17 protein-coding genes are annotated in these 24,025 nt (G+C 62.3%); 14 read left to right on the top strand and 3 right to left on the bottom strand.

What is annotated here, in order from left to right; translation table 11 throughout:
* Positions 1–55 precede the first annotated feature (55 nt).
* Positions 56–2,275 (bottom strand): primosomal protein N', encoded by a 2,220-nt coding sequence (locus ACF8EF_RS21315; protein ID WP_176684780.1) that lies wholly within the window; start codon positions 2,273–2,275, stop codon positions 56–58.
* Between the two features lie 167 nt (positions 2,276–2,442).
* On the opposite strand from ACF8EF_RS21315, the gene rpmE reads away from it, so the two are divergent.
* The 3 genes from rpmE to ACF8EF_RS21300 all read left to right on the top strand — a co-directional run bounded on the left by rpmE (position 2,443) and on the right by ACF8EF_RS21300 (position 4,929).
* Positions 2,443–2,658, top strand: coding sequence for a 50S ribosomal protein L31 (gene rpmE / locus ACF8EF_RS21310; protein WP_003249127.1), 216 nt, complete (start codon positions 2,443–2,445; stop codon positions 2,656–2,658).
* A 2-nt stretch (positions 2,659–2,660) separates the two neighbouring features.
* On the top strand, positions 2,661–3,482 hold the full coding sequence (locus ACF8EF_RS21305; RefSeq protein ID WP_176684781.1) for a thermonuclease family protein: 822 nt from the start codon (positions 2,661–2,663) through the stop codon (positions 3,480–3,482).
* 178 nt (positions 3,483–3,660) lie between these two features.
* The gene (locus ACF8EF_RS21300; protein WP_003249133.1) at positions 3,661–4,929 is read left to right on the top strand and encodes a malic enzyme-like NAD(P)-binding protein; all 1,269 of its coding nucleotides are present in this window, start codon (positions 3,661–3,663) and stop codon (positions 4,927–4,929) included.
* Positions 4,930–5,107: 178 nt separating this feature from the next.
* On the opposite strand, the gene ACF8EF_RS21295 is transcribed toward ACF8EF_RS21300, so the two are convergent.
* Positions 5,108–7,558: a penicillin-binding protein 1A gene (locus tag ACF8EF_RS21295; RefSeq protein WP_370844389.1), complete on the bottom strand. Its 2,451-nt coding sequence runs from the start codon at positions 7,556–7,558 to the stop codon at positions 5,108–5,110.
* 206 nt (positions 7,559–7,764) lie between these two features.
* On the opposite strand from ACF8EF_RS21295, the gene pilM reads away from it, so the two are divergent.
* The 11 genes from pilM (at position 7,765) to ACF8EF_RS21240 (ending at position 22,770) form a co-directional block, all read left to right on the top strand.
* Positions 7,765–8,646, top strand: a complete 882-nt coding sequence (gene pilM / locus ACF8EF_RS21290; RefSeq protein ID WP_209969431.1) for a type IV pilus biogenesis protein PilM — start codon at positions 7,765–7,767, stop codon at positions 8,644–8,646.
* On the top strand, positions 8,643–9,179 hold the full coding sequence (locus ACF8EF_RS21285; protein WP_176684785.1) for a PilN domain-containing protein: 537 nt from the start codon (positions 8,643–8,645) through the stop codon (positions 9,177–9,179). Before pilM ends, ACF8EF_RS21285 begins: the two co-directional genes overlap by 4 nt.
* 11 nt (positions 9,180–9,190) lie before the next feature.
* Complete coding sequence (locus ACF8EF_RS21280) at positions 9,191–10,192, top strand: pilus assembly protein PilP (RefSeq protein ID WP_176684828.1); 1,002 nt, start codon at positions 9,191–9,193, stop codon at positions 10,190–10,192.
* Positions 10,116–11,378, top strand: a complete 1,263-nt coding sequence (locus tag ACF8EF_RS21275; RefSeq protein WP_176684786.1) for a type IV pilus secretin PilQ — start codon at positions 10,116–10,118, stop codon at positions 11,376–11,378. The genes ACF8EF_RS21280 and ACF8EF_RS21275 overlap by 77 nt, the downstream gene beginning before the upstream one ends.
* A gap of 4 nt (positions 11,379–11,382) precedes the next feature.
* Entirely contained in the window at positions 11,383–11,901 is a 519-nt protein-coding gene (aroK, locus tag ACF8EF_RS21270; RefSeq protein WP_176684787.1) for a shikimate kinase AroK, read from the top strand.
* Positions 11,902–11,997: 96 nt separating this feature from the next.
* Positions 11,998–13,095: a 3-dehydroquinate synthase gene (aroB, locus tag ACF8EF_RS21265; RefSeq protein WP_003249149.1), complete on the top strand. Its 1,098-nt coding sequence runs from the start codon at positions 11,998–12,000 to the stop codon at positions 13,093–13,095.
* Positions 13,096–13,110: 15 nt separating this feature from the next.
* Entirely contained in the window at positions 13,111–14,685 is a 1,575-nt protein-coding gene (locus ACF8EF_RS21260) for an SPOR domain-containing protein (RefSeq protein ID WP_392529342.1), read from the top strand.
* Between the two features lie 373 nt (positions 14,686–15,058).
* A complete protein-coding gene (gene gltB, locus ACF8EF_RS21255; RefSeq protein ID WP_176684789.1) occupies positions 15,059–19,504 on the top strand; it encodes a glutamate synthase large subunit in 4,446 nt (1,481 codons plus the stop codon).
* 124 nt (positions 19,505–19,628) lie between these two features.
* The gene (locus tag ACF8EF_RS21250) at positions 19,629–21,047 is read left to right on the top strand and encodes an FAD-dependent oxidoreductase (protein WP_176684790.1); all 1,419 of its coding nucleotides are present in this window, start codon (positions 19,629–19,631) and stop codon (positions 21,045–21,047) included.
* A gap of 194 nt (positions 21,048–21,241) precedes the next feature.
* The gene (gene hemE, locus ACF8EF_RS21245) at positions 21,242–22,306 is read left to right on the top strand and encodes a uroporphyrinogen decarboxylase (RefSeq protein WP_014859121.1); all 1,065 of its coding nucleotides are present in this window, start codon (positions 21,242–21,244) and stop codon (positions 22,304–22,306) included.
* Between the two features lie 116 nt (positions 22,307–22,422).
* Entirely contained in the window at positions 22,423–22,770 is a 348-nt protein-coding gene (locus ACF8EF_RS21240; RefSeq protein WP_176684791.1) for a YgiW/YdeI family stress tolerance OB fold protein, read from the top strand.
* A gap of 67 nt (positions 22,771–22,837) precedes the next feature.
* Here the strand turns inward: ACF8EF_RS21240 and ACF8EF_RS21235 are convergent, their stop codons facing one another.
* A complete protein-coding gene (locus ACF8EF_RS21235; RefSeq protein WP_245355316.1) occupies positions 22,838–24,025 on the bottom strand; it encodes an MFS transporter in 1,188 nt (395 codons plus the stop codon).

Raw genomic sequence — 24,025 nt, 5'->3', positions numbered from 1 at the left:
GCGGCATCGCACCCACCCGGCGCATGCTTGCGGCTGGTAACTCGCAGCTTGCAGCTCAATACAGGTCTACCGGGTCGACATCCAGCGACCAGCGCACCTGGCGCCCGCTTGGCATCTGTTCCAACACTAGCAACCAGGCGCTGATCAGTCGATGCAACGGCGCCCGGGTATTGGCCTGTATCAACAGTTGCGCGCGGAATCGTCCGGCGCGACGCTCCATGGGTGCCGGTACCGGGCCCAGCAGTTCGATGCCCGGCAGGCGTTGTTCGGCCACCAGGCGCTCGGCGGCGGCACAGGCTTCGTCGAGGAAACCTTCGGCCTGCCCCGGCTTGTGTGCTTCGGCACGCAGCAAGGCCAGGTGCGAGTAGGGCGGCAGCCCGGCGGCTCGGCGTTCGTCCAGGGCCTGTTCGGCGAAGGCAAAGTAGCCTTGCTCGGTAAGCTGTACCAGCAGTGGGTGGTCTGCCAGGTGGGTCTGGATGATGACCTTGCCGGGTTCTTCGGCCCGCCCGGCCCGCCCGGCCACCTGCACGATAAGTTGTGCCATGCGCTCGCTGGCGCGGAAGTCGCCGGAAAACAGCCCGCCATCGGCATCAAGGATGGCCACCAGCGTCACCCGCGGGAAGTGGTGGCCCTTGGCGAGCATCTGGGTGCCGACGAGGATGCTCGGCTGGCCGCGCTGGATGGTGCTGAACAGGTTGTGCATGGCGTCCTTGCGTGCCGTGCTGTCGCGGTCCACACGCAGGATCGGGTAATCCGGGAACAGCACCTTCAGGCGCTCTTCGGCGCGCTCGGTGCCGGCGCCGACCGGGCGCAGGTCGACGTGGTTGCATTGCGGGCACTGGTGCGGCAGGCGTTCGTCATAGCCACAGTGGTGGCAGCGCAGCACGCCGGAGCGCTGGTGCACGGTCATGCGCGCATCGCAGCGTGGGCATTCGGACAGCCAGCCGCAATCGTGGCACAGCAAGGTTGGAGCAAAGCCGCGGCGGTTGAGGAACACCAGCACTTGTTGGCCGGCTTCCAGCGTCTGTCGGATAGCCTGCTGCAGCGGGCCGCTGATGCCGCTGTCCAGCGGCAGGCTTTTCACATCCAGGCGCAGCATGCGCGGCGGGCGTGCCCCTCCGGCGCGCTGGTTCATACGCAGCAGGCGGTAACGGCCGGTCAGGGCGTTATGCAGGGTTTCCAGCGACGGGGTGGCGGAGCCGAGCAGGATCGGAATGTTCTCCTGGTGAGCGCGTACCAGCGCCAGGTCGCGGGCGTGGTAACGCAGGCCTTCCTGCTGTTTATAAGAGCCGTCGTGCTCTTCGTCGATGATGATCAGTCCGGGGTTTTTCATCGGCGTGAACAAGGCCGAGCGGGTGCCGATGATGATATCGGCCTCGCCGTCCCGAGCCGCTAGCCAGGCATCCAGGCGTTCGCGGTCGTTCACCGCCGAGTGCAGCAGGGCAATACGCGCGTTGAAGCGTTGCTCGAAGCGCGCAAGGGTTTGCGGGCCGAGGTTGATCTCCGGGATCAGCACCAGCGCCTGCTTGCCGGCTTCCAGGGTTTCGCGGATCAGTTGCAGGTAGACCTCGGTCTTCCCACTACCGGTGACGCCGGCCAGCAAGAACGCGCCGAAACCGCCAAAGCCTTCGCATACGGCGTCGAAGGCATCGCGTTGTTCTTCGTTGAGCGGCAGTTCCGGTTGTGCCAGCCAGTGCTCATGGCGTAGTGCCGGCAGGTGGCGGCGCGTCTCGACCTGCACCAGATCCTTGGCCAGCAGCAGGTCGAGGCTGTCCTTGTTCAGGTTGAGTTTGGCCAGCAGGCTGTGGGCCACGCCGTGCGGATGCTGGGCCAGGGTCTTGAGGGCGTCGCGCTGGCGCGGCGCGCGGGCAATGCGCGGGTCTTCCAGGCGGGCGCCAGGGGCTATGTGCCAGAAACGCTCTTGGCGCATTTCGGCGGCTTCGCCCTGGCGCAGCAGCGTGGGCAACGCCCAGCTCAGGGTATCGCCCAGGCTGTGCTGGTAGTACTGGGCGGTCCACAGGCACAACTTGAACAGCGACGCTGGGATGGGGGACACCGGGTCGAGCAGGGCGCTGGCTGGCTTCAGTTTGTCGGCGGGCACTTCGCTCTGCGTGCACACTTCTATCAGTACACCGATCATTTCGCGGCGGCCAAAGGGCACGCGGATACGCATGCCAGGGGTCAAGGTCAGGCGCGCCATGCTCGCCGGTGCCTTGTAGTCGAACAGGCGCCGCAGCGGAGAGGGCAGGGCAAGGCGCAGGATGACGTCGGACACGCGAAAAGTCTCGGAGGGCGTTACAAGGACTGGCGAGCCTAGCAGACGACGGTCGGTGCAAGCGACATCTTGCGCTGACGGTGTGCTCTGGTATTATTCGCCGCCTAATTACGTGCGGTATTCAACAATTGGTGTTGGGTGGCGGCACGCAGCTCGAGGAAGTGACCATGAAAGAAGGTATCCACCCGAACTACGAAGTAGTTGCAGTCACCTGCAGCTGCGGTAACAAGTTCGAAACTCGTTCGACCCTGGGCAATGTCCTGTCGATCGACGTTTGCAACCTGTGCCACCCGTTCTACACCGGTAAGCAGAAAGTTCTGGACACCGGTGGTCGCGTACAGAAGTTCGCCGATCGCTTCGGCATGTTCGGTGCCAAGAAGTAATCATGCGCATGGCGATTCCTTCGGGTTTCGCATTGTTGCTGAAGAAGGCGCCCCTTGTGGGCGCCTTTTTTGTGGGCGTTATCTGGCATTTCCCGGTCCTGGCGTTCTGCCCGCAGCCGGATAAACCCCAATGGGTAGCGGTACGACAGGTGGTCGATGGTGACACCTTGCGTCTGGTCGATGGCCGCAGTGTGCGGCTGATCGGCATCAATGCACCGGAAATCGGTCGCAAGGGACGTAGCAGTGAGCCTTATGCCGAAGCTGCCAGGCGGCGATTGCAGGCCTTGGTAAAGGCCAGTGACCATCGCGTCGGGCTGGTGCCTGGTGTTGAAGGCAAAGACAAGTACGGTCGCACACTGGCGCACATCTACAGCCGCAATGGCGACAATCTGCAAGCACAATTGCTTAGCGAGGGCTTGGGCTATCGCGTGGCAATTGCCCCTAATGTGCGTTTCAGCGGCTGCCAGCAGCTTGCCGAACAAGTGGCGCGCCAGGCTGGCGCTGGCCTGTGGCGGCGTTCACCCGTGGTGCCTGCAGGCGACGTCAGGCAGTCAGGGTTCGCTGTTGTACGTGGTCGTATCGAAGGCATCGAGCGAAACCGTGGCGGGGTCTGGCTTACTCTGGGCAGTACCATGGTGCTGCAGGTTCCCGCTCGTCTGCAGCGCAACTTCCCTGCCAGCTTCTTCGATAACCTCAAGGGACGCCAGGTCGAAGCGCGCGGCTGGGTGCTGGATCGTTCCCGCAGGGGTGGCCTCAAGCACGAGCAGCGACGCTGGGTGTTGCCATTGACCGATCCGAGCATGTTGGAGCGTACTTCAGGCTAAAAGATGTAGACATTTCGCTACTGGATTGTACACACTGTAGGTCGTATGCCCCCGTGGGTTGTAGCGTAAAGTCGTAGGCTAAAGGCCTTGACACAAGTGACCGGCCAGTCTTGTGGCTCCCCGGCTCTTTGCGTATCCTCGGCGGTCCGTCAGAACAGTAAATAGCGGAATGCCCACCATGTCAGACCTGAAAACCGCCGCTCTCGAATATCACGCTCAACCTCGTCCGGGGAAACTGAGCGTTGAACTCTCCAAGCCCACTGCCACCGCCCGTGATCTCGCCCTGGCCTACAGCCCAGGTGTTGCAGAGCCGGTGCGCGAAATTGGCCGTGATCCAGAGCTGGCTTACAAATACACCGGCAAAGGCAACCTGGTTGCGGTGATTTCCGATGGTACTGCCATCCTCGGTCTGGGTGACCTTGGCCCACTGGCTTCCAAGCCGGTCATGGAAGGCAAGGGTGTTCTGTTCAAGCGTTTCGCCGGTATCGATGTGTTCGACATCGAAGTCGAGTCGGAAAGCCCGCAAGCGTTCATCGACACCGTTCGCCGCATTTCGATCACCTTCGGTGGCATCAACCTTGAAGACATCAAGGCACCTGAGTGCTTTGAAATCGAACGCACCCTGATCGAACAGTGTGACATTCCGGTGTTCCACGATGACCAGCACGGTACTGCCATCGTGACTGCCGCTGGCATGATCAACGCCCTGGAAATCGCTGGCAAGAAACTGGAAGACGCCAAGATCGTCTGCCTGGGCGCCGGCGCAGCTGCCATCTCCTGCATGAAACTGCTGGTAAGCATGGGTGCGAAGGTCGAGAACATCTTCATGATCGACCGTAGTGGCGTGATCCACGCTGGCCGTGACGACCTGAACCAGTACAAGGCGCAGTTCGCCCACGCGACCGACAAGCGCACCCTGGCCGACGCCCTTGACGGTGCCGACGTGTTCGTAGGCCTGTCTGGCCCGAACCTGCTGAGCCCGGAAGGCCTGAAGTCGATGGCTGCCAACCCGATCGTGTTCGCCTGCTCGAACCCAGACCCGGAAATCTCCCCAGAGCTGGCACATGCCACTCGCAACGACGTGATCATGGCGACCGGTCGTTCCGACTACCCGAACCAGGTCAACAACGTGCTGGGCTTCCCGTTCATCTTCCGTGGTGCTCTGGACGTTCGCGCCAAGCGTATCAACGAAGAAATGAAGATCGCTGCTGCAATCGCCCTGAAAGACCTGGCCAAGCTGCCAGTGCCGAAGGAAGTTTGCGAGGCCTATGGCGTTGAAGGCCTGGAGTTCGGCCGTGAGTACATCATTCCGAAGCCGCTGGATGCACGCTTGATCACCGTCGTTTCCGATGCTGTGGCCAAGGCCGCCATCGAATCTGGCGTGGCTACCCTGCCTTATCCGAAGCATTACCCGCTGACCAGCGTGGATGAAGTGTTCAACGGCTGATTGCCTGCGACACTAAAAAGCCCCGGCTCGCATGAGCCGGGGCTTTTTATTGGGGCTTGGGAATGTGTCAGGGCTGCAGGGTGTTCGTCAGGGCACTTGTGGCGCCTATCAGATCGAGCGCCGCCCGCGCGACGCTCGATTCACGCGCCCACGCAAAACCTGAGTCAGGCGCCCTGCCTTAGAACAGATCCATCGGCGTCGCTTCATCGGCTGGAAGCGGGCTGCCCGGTGCCACGCCATTGCCCAGTTCGTCCACCGACGGCGGTGAATCTTCGGCTTTGAACAGCTCGAAGTAGGCATTCGGTGTGCTCGGCGATGCGGCTCGACCGCTGACCGGGTCGACGCGCAAGCTGAGAATGCCTTCCGGCTCTGCCGGGGCATGCGCAGGCTTGTCCTTGAGCGCCGCGCCCATGAAGCTCATCCAGATTGGCAGTGCCGCAGTCCCACCATATTCGCGGCGGCCGAGGGTTTCCGGCTGGTCGAAGCCGACCCAAACGGTAGTCACGTAATCGGCGTTGTAACCGGAGAACCAGGCGTCCTTGGATTCGTTGGTGGTCCCCGTCTTGCCCGCCAGGTCGGTGCGGCCCAGGGCCAGCGCCCGGCGGCCGGTGCCGCGCTTGATCACGTCCTGCAGCATGCTGGTGAGGATGTAGGTGGTACGCCCGTCGATGATTTGTTCGGCCACTGCCGGCGCTTGCGGCGCCGTGGCCATCTGGCTGAAGGCAGCAGGTGCCTCGCCTGGCATAGCCGCAGTGCTGATCGGCTGCTCGGGGGCGGCCAGGCCCGCCTGATCTTCGGCACCTTGCGGTACGCGGGCCGGGTTGGCGGTGAACAGTGTCTCGCCGCTGCGGCTTTCGATGCGGTCGATCAGGTACGGGGTGATCTTGTAGCCACCGTTGGCAAAGGTACTCCAGCCGGTGGCAATTTCCATCGGGGTCAGGGTAGCGGTGCCCAGGGCCAGCGACAGGTTGCGCGGCAGGTCCTGTTTGTTGAAGCCGAACTTGGCGATGTAGTCGATGGTGCGGTCCACGCCCATGGCTTGCAGCAGGCGGATCGACACCAGGTTACGCGACTTGTACAGCGCCTCGCGCATGCGGATAGGGCCGAGGAAGGTGTTGTTGTCATTCTTCGGTCGCCACACTTTATCCACCGACTCGTCAACGAACACGATCGGCGCATCGTTGACCAGGCTGGAAGCGGTGTAGCCGCTGTCCAGCGCGGCGCTGTAGACGAATGGCTTGAAACTTGAGCCCGGTTGGCGCTTGGCCTGCACGGCGCGGTTGTAGTTGCTCTGCTCGAACGAGAAACCGCCAACCAGGGCGCGGATGGCGCCGCTGTTCGGGTCGAGGGTGACCAGGGCGCTTTGCGCAGCGGGTACCTGGCTGAACTTCAACGTGCCATCTTCGAGGCGTTGCAGGCGCACCAGGTCACCGACCTGGGCCACGTCGGCCGGCGATTGCGGTGCGCGGCCCTGGGCGTTGTTGTTGATGAACGGACGCGCCCATTTCATGGTGTCCCAGGCAACCTGCGCCTCTTGGCCGTCACGGGTTAGCACCTTGAGGCCGGTTTGTTCCACCTGGGTGACAATGGCTGGCTCCAGGCCGCCAAGGGTGCGTTGCTTGCCCAGCTCCTTCAGCCAGGCTGCCGGGGTGCGGCCCGGGAAACGTGCTTCAGGGCCACGATAGCCGTGGCGCTCGTCGTAATCGGAGAGCCCTTTGAGGACGGCCTTGTTGGCCATTTCCTGCATGTCGCTAGGCACGGTGGTCGTGACGCGGAAGCCTTCGGTGTAGGCGTCGCTGCCGTAGCGGCCGACCATTTCCGCGCGTGCCATTTCAGCGATGTACGGGGCATTCACCTCAGGCGTCGGCACGTGGTAGCTGGCGTTGAGCGGCTCGGCCAGGGCGGCCTGGTAGCTGGCCTCGTCGATCTTGCCCAGCTTGTACATGCGCCCGAGGATCCAGTCGCGGCGCTCTTTGGCACGCACCGGGTTGGCCAGCGGGTTGAAGCGTGACGGTGCCTTGGGCAGGCCCGCGATCATCGCCATCTGCGCCAGGCTCACGTCACGGATGGACTTGCCGTAGTACACCTGTGCAGCTGCATCGATACCGTAGGCGCGGTTGCCCAGGTAGATCTTGTTCACGTACAGCTCAAGGATTTCGTCCTTGGTCAGCTCACGCTCGATCTGCAGGGCCAGCAGGATTTCGTTGGTCTTGCGTGAGAAGCTGCGCTCGCTGGTGAGGAAGAAGTTCTTCGCCACCTGCATGGTGATGGTGCTACCGCCGGTCTGGATATGACCGGTTTTCACCAGTTGGGTCGCGGCTCGCATCAGGCTGCCGGGGTCGACACCGTAATGGTTGAGGAAATTGTCGTCCTCGGCTGACAGCAGCGCCTGAATGAATTGTGGGGGAATATCCGCGAAGCGGATCGGCGAGCGGCGCATTTCGCCGAATTCGGCAATCAGCTTGCCATCGCTGCTGTACACCCTGAGGGGGATCTGCAACTGGATGCTTCTGAGGGACTCGACCGAGGGCAGGCTGGGGCTAAGATACAGAAACGCACCGCTCACACCGAGTGCGAGCGCGCAGATGACTGCGACGGAAGACCACCAGAAGAACTTCAGCAGACGTATCAAGGCTTTTCGGTGTCCAGGTTGGGAGTGGATTGCACGCAGGTCCGGTGGACCAAAAAACGCTGGGCATTATAAGCATTTTTCGCCTCTCCGGGTGACCGGCCAGGCTACCCGTCGACTCGATGAGTAGCTCCGGCCCAGTGTTGCCGCGGGGTTGCGACAGGTGGCTGCGCTTGGCAGCTGCAACAGACAGCAAAGGAGTCGCCATGCTTGGACGCTTCGGCAAGGATGCCGGTTCACTCGTGGGGGTGGAAATCACGCCCGACGCCGTTCGGATAATGCAACTGCAGCAGCGCAATCGGCGCTGCCGTGTGATGGGGTCGGCACAAGAGCTGTTTCAGACGCCGCTGGCCGATGACTGGGTCGCAAAGCCTGAAGTGGTGGTGGCTGCGCTGCAGCGAGCTTATCGGCGCAGCGGCATCAGGCAACGCCGGGTGGCGCTGGCGCTGCCGGCGAGTCAGGTTATCTGCAAGTTGTGCCATCTGCCCGTGGAGGAGGATGGGGCACAGTTGGAGGCGCAGTTGCTAGCCGATGCAGAGCGGCTGTTTCCGTTCCCGCTGGAAGACCTGGCCCTGGACTTTCAGGTCATGGGGGCTTCCCATGACCAGCCAGATTGTTCCGAGGTGATGGTTGCTGCCTGTCGGCAGAGTGCGCTGGCGTCACTCGAAGCCGTCGTCGAGGAGGCGGGTTTGCAGTTGGAAGCCGTCGAGGTCGACAACATTGCCTTGTGCCGCATGTTGCCACGGGGCGGCCTTGAGGGAGCAGCACTGCTGCGTGTCGAAGCCCGCAGCGTGACCCTTCATGACTGGCAGCCGGGCAGGGCGTACCAGCGCTTTGAACTGCAAACGGCTGGCCCGGACATGAGCGGGCAATGGCCAGAGCGCCTGCAGGCTTTGCTTGCCGGGCAGAGCCTGCCCGCGGGGTTGTGGGTTGCCAGCAGCTCATCGATCAATCCGGGCTGGCTGCAAGGCCTTGGCAGCCGGCTGAATGTGCCGTGCACGTATCTGCCTGGGCTGGCAGGGCTTGAACATGTCGATGGGTCGATGCTTCTGGCCTGCGCCTTGGCCATGGGAGGGTTGCGCCCATGATGCGGCTGAACCTTCTGCCCTGGCGCGAACGGCAGCGTCAGGCGGCGCTGCGGCGCTTTCGAGGCCAGCTGGTTGCTGGCGCACTGTTGGCTTTGTGCGCGGTGATGCTGGTCGATCAGCTGGCCCGCCAACGCGGGCAGCAGCAGGTGTTGGCCAATACCCAGCGCCAAGCGACCCTTGGCGTACTGGGTGAGCAGTTGCAGCCGCTGGTCGAGGTACGTGCACAGCATGAAGCGTTACTTGCCCGTGCGGTGGCTTTGGAAGGCCTGCGTGCCCATCAGGATGTATTGGCCGGTGTGTTCGCCGACCTTGAAGGGGCGCTGCCTGAAGGTGTGCAGCTACTAGACCTGAGCCTTGATAGTGGCCGCTTGCAAATGACTGGGGTGGCTGCGTCCGGTGCTGTGGTTGCGCAGTTCATGCGCGATTTGAACCGCTCGAACGTTTTGCTCGATCTGGAACTCAAGCGCATCAAGAGCCTGCCGGACGGCGATGAGTTTTTGCTGACCGCTCGCGTTGCGGCGTTTTGGTCGTGAGTGCAGCACAGATGCTCGCTTGGCTGGCGGTGGTCGAGCGCTCAGGCCGCTTCCGACGGTTGGCGCCAGTGCTGGTAGCTGTTGTGCTGTTCGGCCTCGGCTGCGCGATACGCCTGCCCCCACTGTTACAGCAGCAGGCGCGTGAGGATGCCAGGCATGTCGAGCTGAGCCAGCTGCAGGCAGCCAGTGCATCGCAGTTGGCAGAACTGGAGCGGCTGAAGGCTTTAGTGGTGCTTGTCGAGCAGCGGTTGCAAGAGGCGTACTGGTATCTGGCTGCCGGGGAGAGCATGAGCGACCTGCTTGAGCGGCTGGCAGTGTCGGGGCATGCGCATGGCTTGCTTGTCGAGCGCCTCGATGTAGGTGAGGGCGAACAACAGGCCGGGTTCAGCAAGGTACCGCTGGTGGTGCAAGTGGTAGGGCGTTATCCGGCCTTGCGGTTGTGGCTGGACGACTGGTTAGGCCAGGCACGGGTTCTGCGCAGCAGTGACATGAGTCTGGCAGCCGTTGATCGCCAGCCTGGGTTGTTGCGTCTGCAGTTGCGGGTTGATGCCTATCACGCGGCTACGCCCATGAAGGCACCTGCAATGCTGGCGCACCTGCCGGCAAGGGCCGCAATGGCTGCACCTGAAGTGGATCCGTTTGCTCCCGCTGCGGCACGAGTGGCCAGCGCCGGTCTGGTCGGCGTGCCGTTGGCGCAGCTGGAAATGGTCGGCAGCCTGGCGCGCGGGACGGCGCGCGAGGCACTGCTGATGGCGGCTGGCAAGCTTTATCGCGTGCGTCCGGGTGACCGGGTAGGGCGCGATCAGGGGGTAGTGATGCATATAGACCAACGCCAGGTCGAAGTGCGTGAGCGGCTGTTCATGGCGGGGGTATGGCACGAGCGCACAGCGTTCATCACCCTCGCCAAGCGCCTGGGCAAGGAGGCCTCGGACCCGAATGAGAACATGGATGAAATACCTGCTGGCAACCCTGTTGTCGATCCCGTTGGCTTCGGCGACGCCTTATCAGGGTGAGCCCCTGTCGCTGAACTTCCAGGATGTTGAGGTGCGAGCAGTGCTGCAGGTGCTGGCTGACTACGCCGGCGTCAACCTGGTCGCCAGTGATGCAGTACAAGGCAGTGTCACTTTGCGTTTGCAGGATGTGCCGTGGGATCAGGCGCTTGATCTGGTGCTGCGCAGCAAGGGCCTGTCCCGGCGTCAGGAGGGCAATGTGCTGTTGGTGGCGCCTGCAGCCGAGTTTGCCACGCAATCAGCAGACGCCCGTGTGAGTCAGGTGCTGGATGGGCACCTGCAGCCACTGCGTCGGGAGCTGCTGCCCATTCACCACGCCAAGGCCGCCGATTTGGCGCAGTTGCTGCAGACAAGTCTGGAGGGTGACGGCATCCCCACGGGTAGCCTGAGTGTCGATGAGCGCACCAATACGCTGGTGGTGTATCTGCCCGCTGAGCGCCTGACCGAGTTGCGCCAGTTGGTGGCGCAGTTGGATGTGCCGGTGCGCCAGGTAGCGATCGAGGCGCGTATCGTCGAGGCTAACGTCGATTACGAGAAAAGCCTGGGGGTACGCTGGGGTGGGCCGCTGTACGGCGAGAAGCTGCGGCCTGGCAAGGAACTGTTCGTCGACCTCGGCCTGGAGCGTGCCGGCAGCAGTATCGGTCTTGGTTTGTTGCGCGGTGACGTGTTGCTGGACCTGGAACTCAGTGCCATGGAAAAAAGCGGCAACGGCGAAATCATTTCGCAGCCCAAGGTGGTCACGGCTGACAAGGAAACGGCGAGGATCCTCAAGGGTACCGAGGTGCCTTACCAGGAAACGAGCCAAAGCGGCGCTACCTCGGTATCGTTTCGCGAAGCCTCGCTGTCGCTGGAAGTAACGCCACAGATCACTCCGGACAACAAGGTGATCATGACCGTCAGGGTGACCAAGGACGAGCCGGATTACGTCAATGCCTTGAACAACGTACCGCCGATCCGCAAGAACGAGGTCAATGCCAAGGTTCGTGTGGCTGACGGCGAAACGATCGTGATCGGTGGCGTCTACTCGACTTCGCAAAACAATGTAGTCGACAAGGTGCCATTTTTCGGCGATCTGCCGTATGTTGGGCGGCTGTTTCGACGCGATGCATTACAAGAGAAAAAATCCGAGCTGCTGGTCTTCCTGACTCCGCGTATCATGAGTGACCAGGCGATTGCTGTGAGTCGTTGATTCTGTGCGAAATTTGATACTTGTGGGGCCCATGGGCGCTGGTAAAAGCACCATCGGACGCCTGTTGGCCAAAGAGCTGCGCCTGCTGTTCAAGGATTCCGATAAGGAAATCGAACTGCGATGCGGCGCAAACATCCCGTGGATTTTCGACAAGGAAGGCGAGCCGGGTTTCCGTGATCGCGAGCAAGCGATGATCGCCGAGCTGTGCGCGCTCGACGGTGTGGTTCTGGCCACCGGCGGTGGCGCGGTGATGCGAGAGGCTAACCGCCGGGCGCTGCATCAGGGTGGCCGGGTGATCTACCTGCATGCTTCGGTCGAGCAGCAAGTCGGTCGCACTGCGCGCGACCGCAATCGCCCGCTGCTGCGCACGGCCAATCCCGAGGCGACCTTGCGCACCTTGCTGGAAACCCGTGACCCGCTCTACCGCGAGATCGCCGACCTGGTGGTTGAAACCGACGAGCGGCCACCACGCATGGTGGTGATCGATATTCTCGAGCGCTTGCAGCAGTTGCCGCCCCGTTAACCCGGGACTATTCTCGGCTTCCAGCGCCGAGGCGAGGCTCAACGTTACCGCGCAGGTCGCCGGATGGCGCCGCGCCCAAGTACATTGTGGGGATACATGCAGACACTAAAGGTCGACCTGGGCGAGCGTAGCTACCCGATCTACATTGGCGAAGGCCTGCTGGACCAGCCCGAGCTGCTGGCACCGCACATCGCGGGTCGGCAGGTTGCCATCGTTTCCAACGAGACCGTCGCGCCGCTGTATCTCGAACGCCTGAGCAAGGCCCTCGGTGCCTACTCGGTACTGCCAGTGGTGTTGCCCGATGGTGAAGCCCACAAGAACTGGGAAACATTGCAACTGATCTTCGATGGCCTGCTGACAGCCCGCCATGATCGTCGTACGACTGTGGTCGCTCTGGGTGGGGGCGTGATTGGTGACATGGCTGGTTTCGCTGCCGCCTGCTACCAGCGCGGCGTCGACTTCATCCAGGTGCCGACTACCCTGTTGTCTCAGGTCGACTCTTCCGTGGGTGGCAAGACCGGCATCAATCATCCGCTGGGCAAGAACATGGTCGGTGCTTTCTATCAGCCCAATGCGGTGCTGATCGATACCACCAGCCTCAAGACCCTGCCAGCGCGCGAGCTGTCTGCAGGCCTGGCTGAAGTGATCAAGTACGGGCTGATTTGCGACAAGCCGTTCCTCGCCTGGCTCGAAGACAATATGCAGGCACTGCGTGCCCTCGATTCGGCAGCCCTGACCGAGGCCATCCGCCGTTCTTGCGCGGCCAAGGCTGCAGTGGTGGGGGCCGACGAGCGCGAGTCTGGCGTACGGGCCACGCTGAACCTGGGGCATACCTTTGGGCATGCTATCGAAACCCATATGGGCTATGGCGTGTGGCTGCACGGCGAAGCCGTGGCGGCGGGCACAGTGATGGCTCTGGAAATGTCCATGCGCCTTGGCTGGATCGATCAGGCTGAGCGCGATCGTGGGATCCGCCTGTTGCAGGACGCAGGTTTGCCGGTGGTGCCACCACAGGAAATGACCCCGGCGCATTTCATGGAGCACATGGCGGTCGACAAGAAGGTGCTCGACGGCCGTTTGCGTCTGGTGCTGCTGCGCCAGATGGGCGAGGCCGTGGTGACCGACGACTATTCGAAAGAGATTCTCCAGGCCACGCTGTCGGCGGATTACCGCGCGATCGTGGCCCAGCTTTGAGGTTGTGACAGCGCAATGACAAGTTTGCATGCCGATGAGGCCTTTCTCGACCATTACCAGTTGAGCCATGATCCGTTCGCGCCCCGCGTACCTGGCTTCAAGTTCTTCCCGGCCCAGCGCAAGCCCGTGCTTGGCCAACTGCACCACCTGGCGCGCTATAGCCAGTTGATGCTGGTGGTCAGTGGCCCATTGGGCAGCGGCAAGTCGCTGCTGCGCCAGGCCCTGGTGGCCAGTACCAACAAGCAGGCTGTGCAAAGTGTGGTGGTGTCAGCCCGCAGCGCCAGCGATGCCTCCAGTATGCTCGCGCAGGTCGCGCAGGAGTTGGGTGTCGCCCAGCCCGAGGTGCAGGCGATCCTGTCGAAGGTGGTGCAACTGGCACTGACCGGGCAGGAAGTGTATTTGCTGGTGGACGATGCGGAACAACTCGACGAGTCTGCACTCCAAGCGTTGCTGGAATTGGCGGCGGGGGTACCTGAAGGGCGTCCGCACGTGTTTCTGTTCGGTGAGCCATCGCTGATTGCCGGGCTGGACGAGCTCAATGTCGAGGAAGAGCGGTTCCACATCATCGAGCTTGCGCCCTACAGTGAAGAAGAAACCCGCGAGTATCTGGAGCAGCGCCTGGAAGGGGCAGGCCGGGGCATCGAGGTGTTCAGCCGTGAACAGATCGCCGATATCCATGAAAACTCCGACGGCTGGCCTGGCAACATCAATCAGGTCGCCCGTGACACTTTGATCGAAACCATGATCGCCAGCCGCTCGACGGCCAAGCGACCAACCATGGGGTTCAAGATGCCTACAAAACATGTACTCGCGTTGTCCGCTGTGGTCGTGGTTGCCGTTGCGGCCGCGGTATTGATGCCCAAGAAAGGCGACAAGGCCCCTGCCGAAGCGCCGGCCGCCCAAGCCCAGTTGCCGCTGGGCGATGGCAAGCAGGGCGCTGCCATCGAGTTCTCTGGCTCTTCCCAGCCAATGCCGCTGCCTCTGGTTGGCCAGTCGCAGCCGGTGATGCGCGAACCGCTGGCCCAAGCCGCAGGCATGGGCGAGGGTGAAGAGGGAAGCCCGGCTGGCGACACCGCGCTGCAGCCTGGCAACCCGCCACCTACCGTGACCACCATCGCCCCGCCACAAGGTGTGCCGGCTGGCCCGGCGCCTGCCCAGCCGGTTGCGCCTGCGCCGAAGCCTATCGCAACCCAGCCCGTCAAGCCGGTTGCACCTGTAAAGCCAGCACCAGTGCCGACCCAGGTCGCCGTGGCCAAGCCGGCCCCCAAAGCTGCCGAAAAACCAGCCGCCGCTAGCGCTGGTAATGGTGGCTGGTATGCCGGGCAGAAGCCTGGCAACTATGTGGTGCAGATCCTCGGAACCAGCTCCGAAGCGTCGGCCCAGGCTTACGTCAAGGCCCAGGGTGGCGACTATCGCTACTTCAAGAAAACCCTGCAGGGCAAGCCCCTGTACGTCGTGACTTACGGCAGTTTCGCCAACCGTGACGCAGCGGTTGCGGCAATCAAGAACTTGCCAGCGAAGGTCCAGGCTGGTAAACCTTGGCCACGTACCGTCGCCAGTGTCCAACAAGAGCTGGCCGCGGCCCGCTGATACCTTCCGGGCGGCATCACCCCGCCGCCCAGTAGCTAAGCGAATTCTAGCTTTCGACTAGCCTGCTGCGCCTGAGCGCGGCAGGCTTTTCTGTCCCGGACTGCCGGCCACAAGCCTTTAGTTGCAGTCATGGCTGAAACGCTTCAGACTCGAGTCAAGCCGCTATCACGGCGAATGGCGCAAAAACATTCAAAATTGCGACATAAATTTTCAATGCTGAGACATGAAAATTTGTGGGCATCGCTGTCGCTGTGCAACAATGGTTTTCCATGGCCACCGCAAAAAAGCTGGCGTTTGATCGGCGTGGATGGTAAGTGGTTGTTAAAAAAGAGATTTACCTCCGTTGAGAGGTGAACCTGGTGAGAATGTGTCTATGAAAACAGGTCTGTACCATCCCGAAGAATTCAAGGACAACTGTGGTTTTGGCCTGATCGCCCATATGACGGGCGTGCCGAGCCACCACCTTCTGCAAACTGCCATGCAGGCGTTGACGTGCATGACCCACCGCGGCGGCATCAATGCCGACGGCAAGACCGGTGACGGTTGCGGTCTGCTCATGCAGAAGCCCGATCAGTTCCTGCGAGCCGTGGCCCAGGAGCACTTCGCTGTCGAGCTGCCCAAGCAGTACGCCGTCGGCATGGTGTTCTTCAACCAGGACCCGGTCAAAGCCGAAGCTGCCCGCGCCAACATGGACCGCGAGATCCTCGCCGCCGGCCTGAAACTGGTCGGCTGGCGCAAGGTGCCGATCGACACCAGCGTACTCGGCCGCCTGGCCCTGGAGCGCCTGCCGCAGATCGAGCAGGTGTTCATTGGCGGTGAAGGCCTGAGCGATCAGGAATTCGCCATCAAGCTGTTTAGCGCCCGTCGTCGTTCGTCGGTGGCCAACGCCCATGACGCCGACCACTACATCTGCAGCTTCTCGCACAAGACCATCATCTACAAAGGCCTGATGATGCCGCGTGATCTCGCGGCGTTTTACCCAGACCTGGGTGACGAGCGCCTGCAAACCGCGATCTGCGTGTTCCACCAGCGCTTCTCCACCAACACCCTGCCGAAATGGCCGCTGGCGCAGCCGTTCCGCTTCCTCGCCCACAACGGCGAGATCAACACCATCACCGGCAACCGTAACTGGGCCGTGGCTCGTCGCACCAAGTTCGCCAACGACCAGATCCCCGACCTCGAAGAGCTCGGCCCGCTGGTCAACCGCGTCGGTTCCGACTCGTCGAGCATGGACAACATGCTGGAGCTGATGGTTACCGGTGGCATCGACCTGTTCCGCGGCGTGCGCATGCTGGTACCGCCAGCATGGCAGAACGTCGAGACCATGGACGCCGACCTGCGCGCCTTCTACGAATACAACTCCATGCACATGGAGCCGTGGGATGGTCCGGCCGGTATCGTCATGACCGAAGGCCGCCACGCGGTGTGCCTGCTCGACCGTAACGGTCTGCGCCCGGCGCGCTGGGTGACCACCACCAATGGCTACATCACCATCGCCTCGGAAATCGGCGTATGGGGCTATCAGCCTGAGGAAGTGCTGGCCAAGGGCCGTGTCGGCCCGGGCCAGATCCTTGCCGTGGACACCGAAACCGGCCAGATTCTCGACACCGACGCCATCGACAACCGCCTGAAGTCGCGGCACCCATACAAGCGCTGGTTGCGTCAGCACGCTACGCGTATCCAGGCGACACTGACCGACGACCAGGGCGTGGCCAGCTACGACGCTGACCAGCTCAAGCAATACATGAAGATGTTCCAGGTTACCTTCGAAGAGCGTGACCAGGTGCTGCGCCCGTTGGGTGAGCAGGGCCAGGAAGCCGTTGGTTCGATGGGTGACGACACGCCGATGGCCGTGCTGTCGCAGCGCGTGCGTTCGCCGTACGACTTCTTCCGCCAGCAGTTCGCTCAGGTGACCAACCCGCCGATCGACCCGCTGCGCGAAGCGATCGTGATGTCGCTGGAAATCTGCCTGGGTGCCGAGCGCAACATCTTCCAGGAGTCCCCGGAGCACGCTTCGCGGGTAATCCTAAGCTCGCCGGTCATCTCGCCTGCCAAGTGGCGTTCGCTGATGAACCTGGAGCGCGAAGGCTTCGACCGCCAGCTGATCGACCTCAACTATGAGCAGAGCGTCGGCCTGGAAGCGGCCATCCGCAACATTGCCGACCAGGCCGAAGAAGCTGTGCGTGGGGGCAAGACCCAGCTGGTGCTGAGCGACCGTTATATCGCCCCGGGCAAGCTGCCGGTGCACGCGTCGCTGGCCGTTGGTGCCGTGCATCACCGCCTGACCGAACAGGGTCTGCGTTGCGACAGCAACATCCTGGTGGAAACCGCTACCGCCCGTGATCCGCATCACTTCGCCGTGCTGCTGGGCTTCGGTGCCTCGGCCGTTTACCCGTACCTGGCGTATGAAGTACTGGCTGACCTGATCCGTACCGGCGAAGTGCTGGGCGACCTGGACGAAGTGTTCAAGTACTACCGCAAGGGTATTTCCAAGGGCCTGCTGAAGATCCTGTCGAAGATGGGGATCTCCACCATCGCCTCGTACCGCGGTGCACAGCTGTTCGAAGCCATCGGCCTGGCCGAGGAAGTGGTAGGCCTGAGCTTCAAGGGCGTGTCCAGCCGCATCAAGGGTGCGCGCTTCGAAGACCTGGAAAACGACCAGAAGCTGCTGGCGGCCGAAGCCTGGAGCGCGCGCAAGCCGATCCAGCAAGGTGGCCTGCTGAAGTTCGTCCACGGTGGCGAATACCACGCCTACAACCCGGACGTGGTCAACACCCTGCAAGCGGCCGTGCAGCAGGGCGACTACGCCAAGTTCAAGGAATACACCACGCTGGTGGACCAGCGCCCGGTGTCGATGATCCGTGACTTGCTCAAAGTGAAGGTGGCCGACCAGCCGCTGGCGCTGGAGCAGATCGAGCCGCTGGAGGCGATTCTCAAGCGCTTTGACTCGGCGGGGATCTCGCTGGGTGCACTGTCGCCGGAAGCTCACGAAGCGCTGGCCGAGGCCATGAACCGCCTGGGCGCCCGCTCCAACTCTGGTGAAGGCGGCGAAGACCCGTCGCGCTATGGCACCATCAAGAGTTCGAAGATCAAGCAGGTGGCCACCGGCCGTTTTGGTGTGACTCCGGAGTACCTGGTCAACGCCGAAGTGCTGCAGATCAAGGTTGCCCAGGGCGCCAAGCCCGGTGAGGGCGGCCAGTTGCCGGGCGGAAAGGTCAACGGCCTGATCGCCAAGCTGCGTTATGCGGTGCCTGGCGTGACCCTGATCTCGCCACCTCCACACCACGACATCTACTCGATCGAAGATCTGGCCCAGCTAATCTACGACCTCAAACAGGTCAACCCGCAGGCGCTGGTATCGGTCAAGCTGGTAGCCGAAGCGGGCGTGGGCACCATCGCCGCTGGTGTGGCCAAGGCCTATGCAGACCTGATTACCATCTCCGGTTACGACGGTGGTACCGGTGCTTCGCCGCTGACCTCGATCAAGTATGCCGGCGCCCCTTGGGAGCTGGGCCTGGCGGAAACCCACCAGACCCTGCGCGGCAACGACCTGCGCGGCAAGGTGCGTGTGCAGACCGACGGCGGCCTGAAAACCGGCCTGGACGTGATCAAGGCGGCCATCCTCGGTGCCGAAAGCTTCGGCTTTGGTACCGCGCCAATGATTGCCCTGGGCTGCAAGTACCTGCGCATCTGCCACCTGAACAACTGCGCCACCGGCGTGGCCACCCAGAACGACAAGCTGCGCAAGGACCACTACATCGGCACCGTCGACATGGTGATCAACTTCTTCACCTTCGTCGCCGAAGAAACCCGCGAGTGGTTGGCCAAGCTGGGCGTGCGCAGCCTTGGTGAACTGATCGGCCGTACCGACCTGCTCGATGTGCTGCCAGGTGACACCGAACGCCAGCAGTACCTGGACCTGTCGCCGCTGCTGGGCAGCTCGCACATTCCGGCGGACAAACCGCAGTTCTGCGAGGTCGACAAGAACCCGCCGTTCGACCTGGGCGAGTTGGCCGAGAAGATGGTTGATATGGCCATGCCGGCCATCCGCGACCAGGCGGGCGGCGAGTTCAGCCTCGACATCTGCAACTGCGACCGCTCCATTGGTGCGCGTGTGTCGGGCGAAATCGCCCGTCTGCACGGCAACCAGGGCATGGCCGCGGCGCCGATCACCTTCCGCTTCAAGGGTACTGCGGGCCAGAGCTTTGGCGTGTGGAACGCCGGTGGACTGAACCTGCACCTGGAAGGCGACGCCAACGATTACGTCGGCAAAGGCATGACCGGTGGCAAGGTCACCATCGTGCCGCCAGCCGGCAGCCCGTTCGAAACCCAGCACAGCGCCATCGTCGGCAACACCTGCCTGTACGGTGCCACTGGCGGCAAGTTGTTTGCCGCAGGTACTGCGGGCGAGCGCTTCGCTGTTCGTAACTCCGGCGCCCATGCTGTTGTCGAGGGCACTGGCGATCACTGCTGTGAATACATGACCGGTGGCTTTGTCTGCATTCTGGGCAAGACCGGTTACAACTTCGGTTCTGGCATGACTGGCGGCTTTGCCTACGTGCTCGACATGGACAATAGCTTCGTCGACAAGCTCAACCACGAGCTGGTGGAAATCCAGCGTATCAGTGGCGAAGCGATGGAGGCCTACCGTAGCCACCTGGCGCGTGTCCTTGCCGAGTATGTGGATGAGACCGGCAGCGAGTGGGGGCGTGAGCTCTCGGAGAACCTGGACGACTACGTGCGGCGCTTCTGGCTGGTCAAGCCGAAGGCAGCCAACCTGAAGCAACTGCTGTCCAGCACCCGTGCCAACCCGCAGTAAAAACAGCTGCAAGTGGCAAGCCCCGAGCTGCAAGTAAATGGCAGTTCGAGGTTTGCCCGGCTTAAGTGATCGTCTTGCGGCTTGCAGCTTGTAGCTTGCAGCTGCTGTAAAGAGGTTTTGAAAAATGGCTGAACGTCTGAACAACGACTTCCAGTTCATCGAAGTGGGCCGAAAGGACCCGAAAAAAAAGCTGCTGCGCCAGCGCAAGAAGGAGTTCGTGGAAATCTACGAACCGTTCAAGCCGCAGCAGTCCGTAGAGCAGGCGCACCGCTGCCTGGGCTGCGGTAATCCGTATTGCGAGTGGAAGTGCCCGGTACACAACTTCATCCCCAACTGGTTGAAGCTGGTCTCCGAAGGCAACATCCTGGCCGCGGCGGAGCTGTCGCACCAGACCAACACCCTGCCGGAAGTATGCGGCCGTGTTTGCCCGCAAGACCGCCTGTGCGAAGGGGCCTGTACCCTGAACGACGGCTTCGGCGCGGTGACCATCGGCTCGGTGGAGAAGTACATCACCGACACCGCCTTCGCCATGGGCTGGCGTCCGGACATGTCCAAGGTCAAGCCAACCGGCAAACGCGTCGCCATCATCGGCGCCGGCCCGGCGGGCCTGGGCTGCGCCGACGTGCTGGTGCGCGCTGGGGTAACCCCGGTGGTGTTCGACAAGAACCCGGAAATCGGCGGCCTGCTGACCTTTGGCATCCCCGAGTTCAAGCTGGAAAAGACCGTGCTCAGCAACCGCCGCGAAGTCTTCACCGGCATGGGTATCGAGTTCCGCCTGAACACCGAGGTGGGCAAGGACGTGACCATGGAACAGCTGCTCGCCGAGTACGATGCAGTGTTCATGGGCATGGGTACCTACACCTACATGAAGGGTGGCTTCCCGGGTGAAGACCTGCCGGGCGTGCATGACGCACTGGACTTCCTGATCGCCAACGTCAACCGCAACCTGGGCTTCGAGAAGTCGCCGGAAGACTTCGTCGACATGCAGGGCAAGAAAGTGGTGGTGCTGGGCGGTGGTGACACCGCGATGGACTGCAACCGTACCTCGATCCGTCAGGGCGCCAAGGCGGTGACCTGTGCTTATCGTCGTGACGAAGCCAACATGCCGGGTTCGCGCAAAGAGGTGAAGAACGCCAAGGAAGAGGGCGTGAAGTTCCTCTACAACCGCCAGCCCATTGCCATTGTGGGTGAGGACAGGGTCGAAGGCGTCAAAGTGGTCGAGACCCGCCTGGGCGAGCCTGATGCCCGTGGCCGCCGCAGCCCTGAGCCCATCCCGGGCTCCGAAGAGATCCTGCCGGCAGATGCCGTGGTGATCGCCTTCGGCTTCCGCCCGAGCCCCGCGCCGTGGTTTGAGCAGCATGGTATTCAACTGGACAGCCAGGGCCGTGTGGTTGCCCCGGAGAAGGGCCAGTTCAAGCACCAGACCAGCAACCCGAAAGTGTTCGCCGGTGGCGACATGGTGCGTGGTTCGGACCTGGTGGTGACTGCGATCTTCGAAGGGCGTACGGCCGCCGAGGGTATCCTCGACTACCTAGAAGTCTGATTGGCGACCTATTCGCGGGCATGCCCGCTCCCGCAGGTTTAAGCGCAGAACCTGTGGGAGCGGGCATGCCCGCGAAGCTTTTGTATACAAAAACGCTTGATCTGTGGCATCCAATAGACAAAACACATGGCCATGGCCGTGCCTTTTGCGCTGGTGTCTGAGAAAATGCCCGCACTATTTTTCCGGATGCCGACATGACTGCCCTGAAGAACGATCGTTTCCTGCGTGCTCTGCTCAAGCAACCCGTAGACGTCACCCCGGTGTGGATGATGCGCCAGGCCGGCCGCTACCTGCCGGAGTACCGCGCCAGCCGCGCCAAGGCCGGTGACTTCATGAGCCTGTGCATGAACCCGCAGTTCGCCTGCGAGGTCACCCTGCAGCCGCTGGACCGCTACCCGCTGGACGCGGCGATCCTGTTCTCGGACATCCTCACCATTCCCGATGCCATGGGCCTGGGTCTGTACTTCGAAACCGGCGAAGGCCCGCGTTTCAAGAAGGTCATCAGCACCCCCGCCGACATCGAAGCGCTGCCAGTCCCGGACCCACAGAAAGACCTTGGCTACGTGATGGACGCGGTCAGCACCATTCGCCGTGAACTCAATGGTCGTGTGCCGCTGATCGGCTTCTCCGGCAGCCCGTGGACCCTGGCCACTTACATGGTCGAAGGCGGCTCGTCGAAAGACTTCCGCAAGACCAAGGCCATGGCCTACGACAACCCGCAAGCCCTGCACCTGCTGCTGGACAAGCTGGCCCAGTCGGTCACCAGCTACCTTAACGGCCAGATCCTGGCCGGCGCCCAGGCCGTGCAGATCTTCGACACCTGGGGCGGCAACCTGTCGGCGGCGGCCTACCAGGAGTTCTCACTGGCCTACATGCGCAAGATCGTCAGCGGTCTGATCCGCGAGCACGAGGGGCGCAAGGTGCCGGTGATCCTGTTCACCAAGAATGGCGGCTTGTGGCTGGAAAGCATCGCCGACGCAGGTGCCGACGCGCTGGGCCTGGACTGGACCTGCGAGATCGGCGATGCCCGTCGCCGCGTGGGTGACAAAGTAGCCTTGCAAGGCAACATGGACCCGACCGTGTTGTACGCCAAGCCCGAGGCCATCCGCAAGGAGGTGGCGCGCATCCTGGCCAGTTATGGCCACGGCACCGGCCATGTATTCAACCTCGGCCACGGCATCACACCGGAAGTTGACCCGGAACATGCGGGTGCATTCATCAACGCCGTGCACGAACTGTCTGCGCAGTACCACCAGTGACTTGATGCACTGCACAGTAAACCCGGCTTCGATGCCGGGTTTTTTGTACGTTAAGTTTGAATTCAGCGATCGTCTCTAATCTGGTCCCATCGAAACCGAAACAGGACCCGATTATCATGAAAATCCGTTATCTCGCCCTCATCTTCGCTCCCTTGTTCAGCACTGGCGCATTTGCCGCTGGCTACACCGGCCCTGGCGCCCAGTCGGTAACCACTGTTGCCGCCGCCAATGACGCTGCCGATGACACCCCGGTTGTACTGCAGGGGTTCGTGACCAAGAAGATCAACAACGACGACAAGTACGAGTTCAAGGACAACACCGGCACCATCACTGTCGAGATCGACGATGAGGACCTGCCGCCGACGCCGTTCAACGACAAGACCAAGGTGAAGCTGACCGGTGAGGTGGAAAAGCACCTGATGAGCCGGGAAGTGGATGTGGATATTGTCGAGATCATCAACTGATCTGATGGCCTCTTCGTGGGCACGCCCGCTCCCGCAGGTTGTGGGCGCGGGCGTGCCCACGAATGCATCACACCGTTTTGGGTGGTAGCTTGCTCAAGTGCAACGCCACCAGCAATGCCGCCGCCAGCAAGCTGCCAATGAACAGCCCGATCCCGTTCCAGCCCCACTGGTGCCAGAACACTCCGCCCGCCGTACCGGCCACGCTGGAGCCGGCGTAGTAGCAGAACAGGTATAGCGACGACGCCTGTCCCTTGGCCTTCAGCGCCCGGCGGCCGATCCAGCTGCTGGCCACCGAGTGCGCACCAAAGAAGCCGAAGGTGAACACCAGCATGCCCACGATCACCATCACCAGTGGACTGGCCAGTGTCATCAGCAAGCCACTCGCCATTACCACGATGCTGGCCCAGAACACCTTGCGCCGGCCCAGTTTGTCCGCCAGGGCGCCGACCTGTGCCGAACTGTAGATGCCTGACAGGTAGACCACCGACAGCAAGCCGACCAGTGCCTGGTTCATGTGGTAGGGCTCGGCCAGCAGGCGGTAGCCGATGTAGTTGAACAAGGTGACGAAGGCGCCCATCAGCAGAAAGGCTTCAAGGAACAGCCAGGGCAGGCCGGCGTCCTTGAAGTGCATGACAAAACCGTCCAGCAGGCTGCGCGGGTTCATCGTCTGTGCGCGAAAATTGCGTGACTCCGGCAGCACCTTCCAGAACACCAGCGCAGCCACCAGGGCCAGGCCGCCAATGGTCAGCATCGCCGTGTGCCAGCTGACGAAGTCGATCAATACGCCCGTGATGAGCCGCCCGCTCATGCCGCCAATCGCGTTGCCGCCGATGTACAGGCCCATGGCCAGGCCAATGTGCTGCGGGTGGATCTCTTCGCTCAGGTAGGTCATCGCCACTGCTGCCAGGCCGCTCAGCGACAGGCCGACCAAGGCGCGGGTGGCCAGTACCAGCTCCCAGCTGGGCATTACGGCGCTGGCCAAGGTGGACAGGGCGGCGCAGACCAGCGCGAACACCATCACGGGCTTGCGTCCGATGCGGTCAGAAATGGGGCCGGTGATCAGCAGGCCGAACGCCAGCATGGCGGTGGACACCGACAGCACCAGGCTGCTCTGTGCCGCGTTGATGGCAAACTCACTGGATAGCAGAGGCATCATCGGCTGTACGCAGTACAGCAAGGCGAAGGTGGCGAACCCGCCGCTGAACAAGGCCAGCACGGTTTTCATGAAGGCGGGTGTGCCTTTTTCGATCCACAT

It is taken from the genome of Pseudomonas sp. zjy_15 (assembly GCF_043101865.1).
GTDB classification, from domain to species: domain Bacteria; phylum Pseudomonadota; class Gammaproteobacteria; order Pseudomonadales; family Pseudomonadaceae; genus Aquipseudomonas; species Aquipseudomonas putida_Y.
This window is presented reverse-complemented; position numbering and strand designations above follow the sequence as displayed.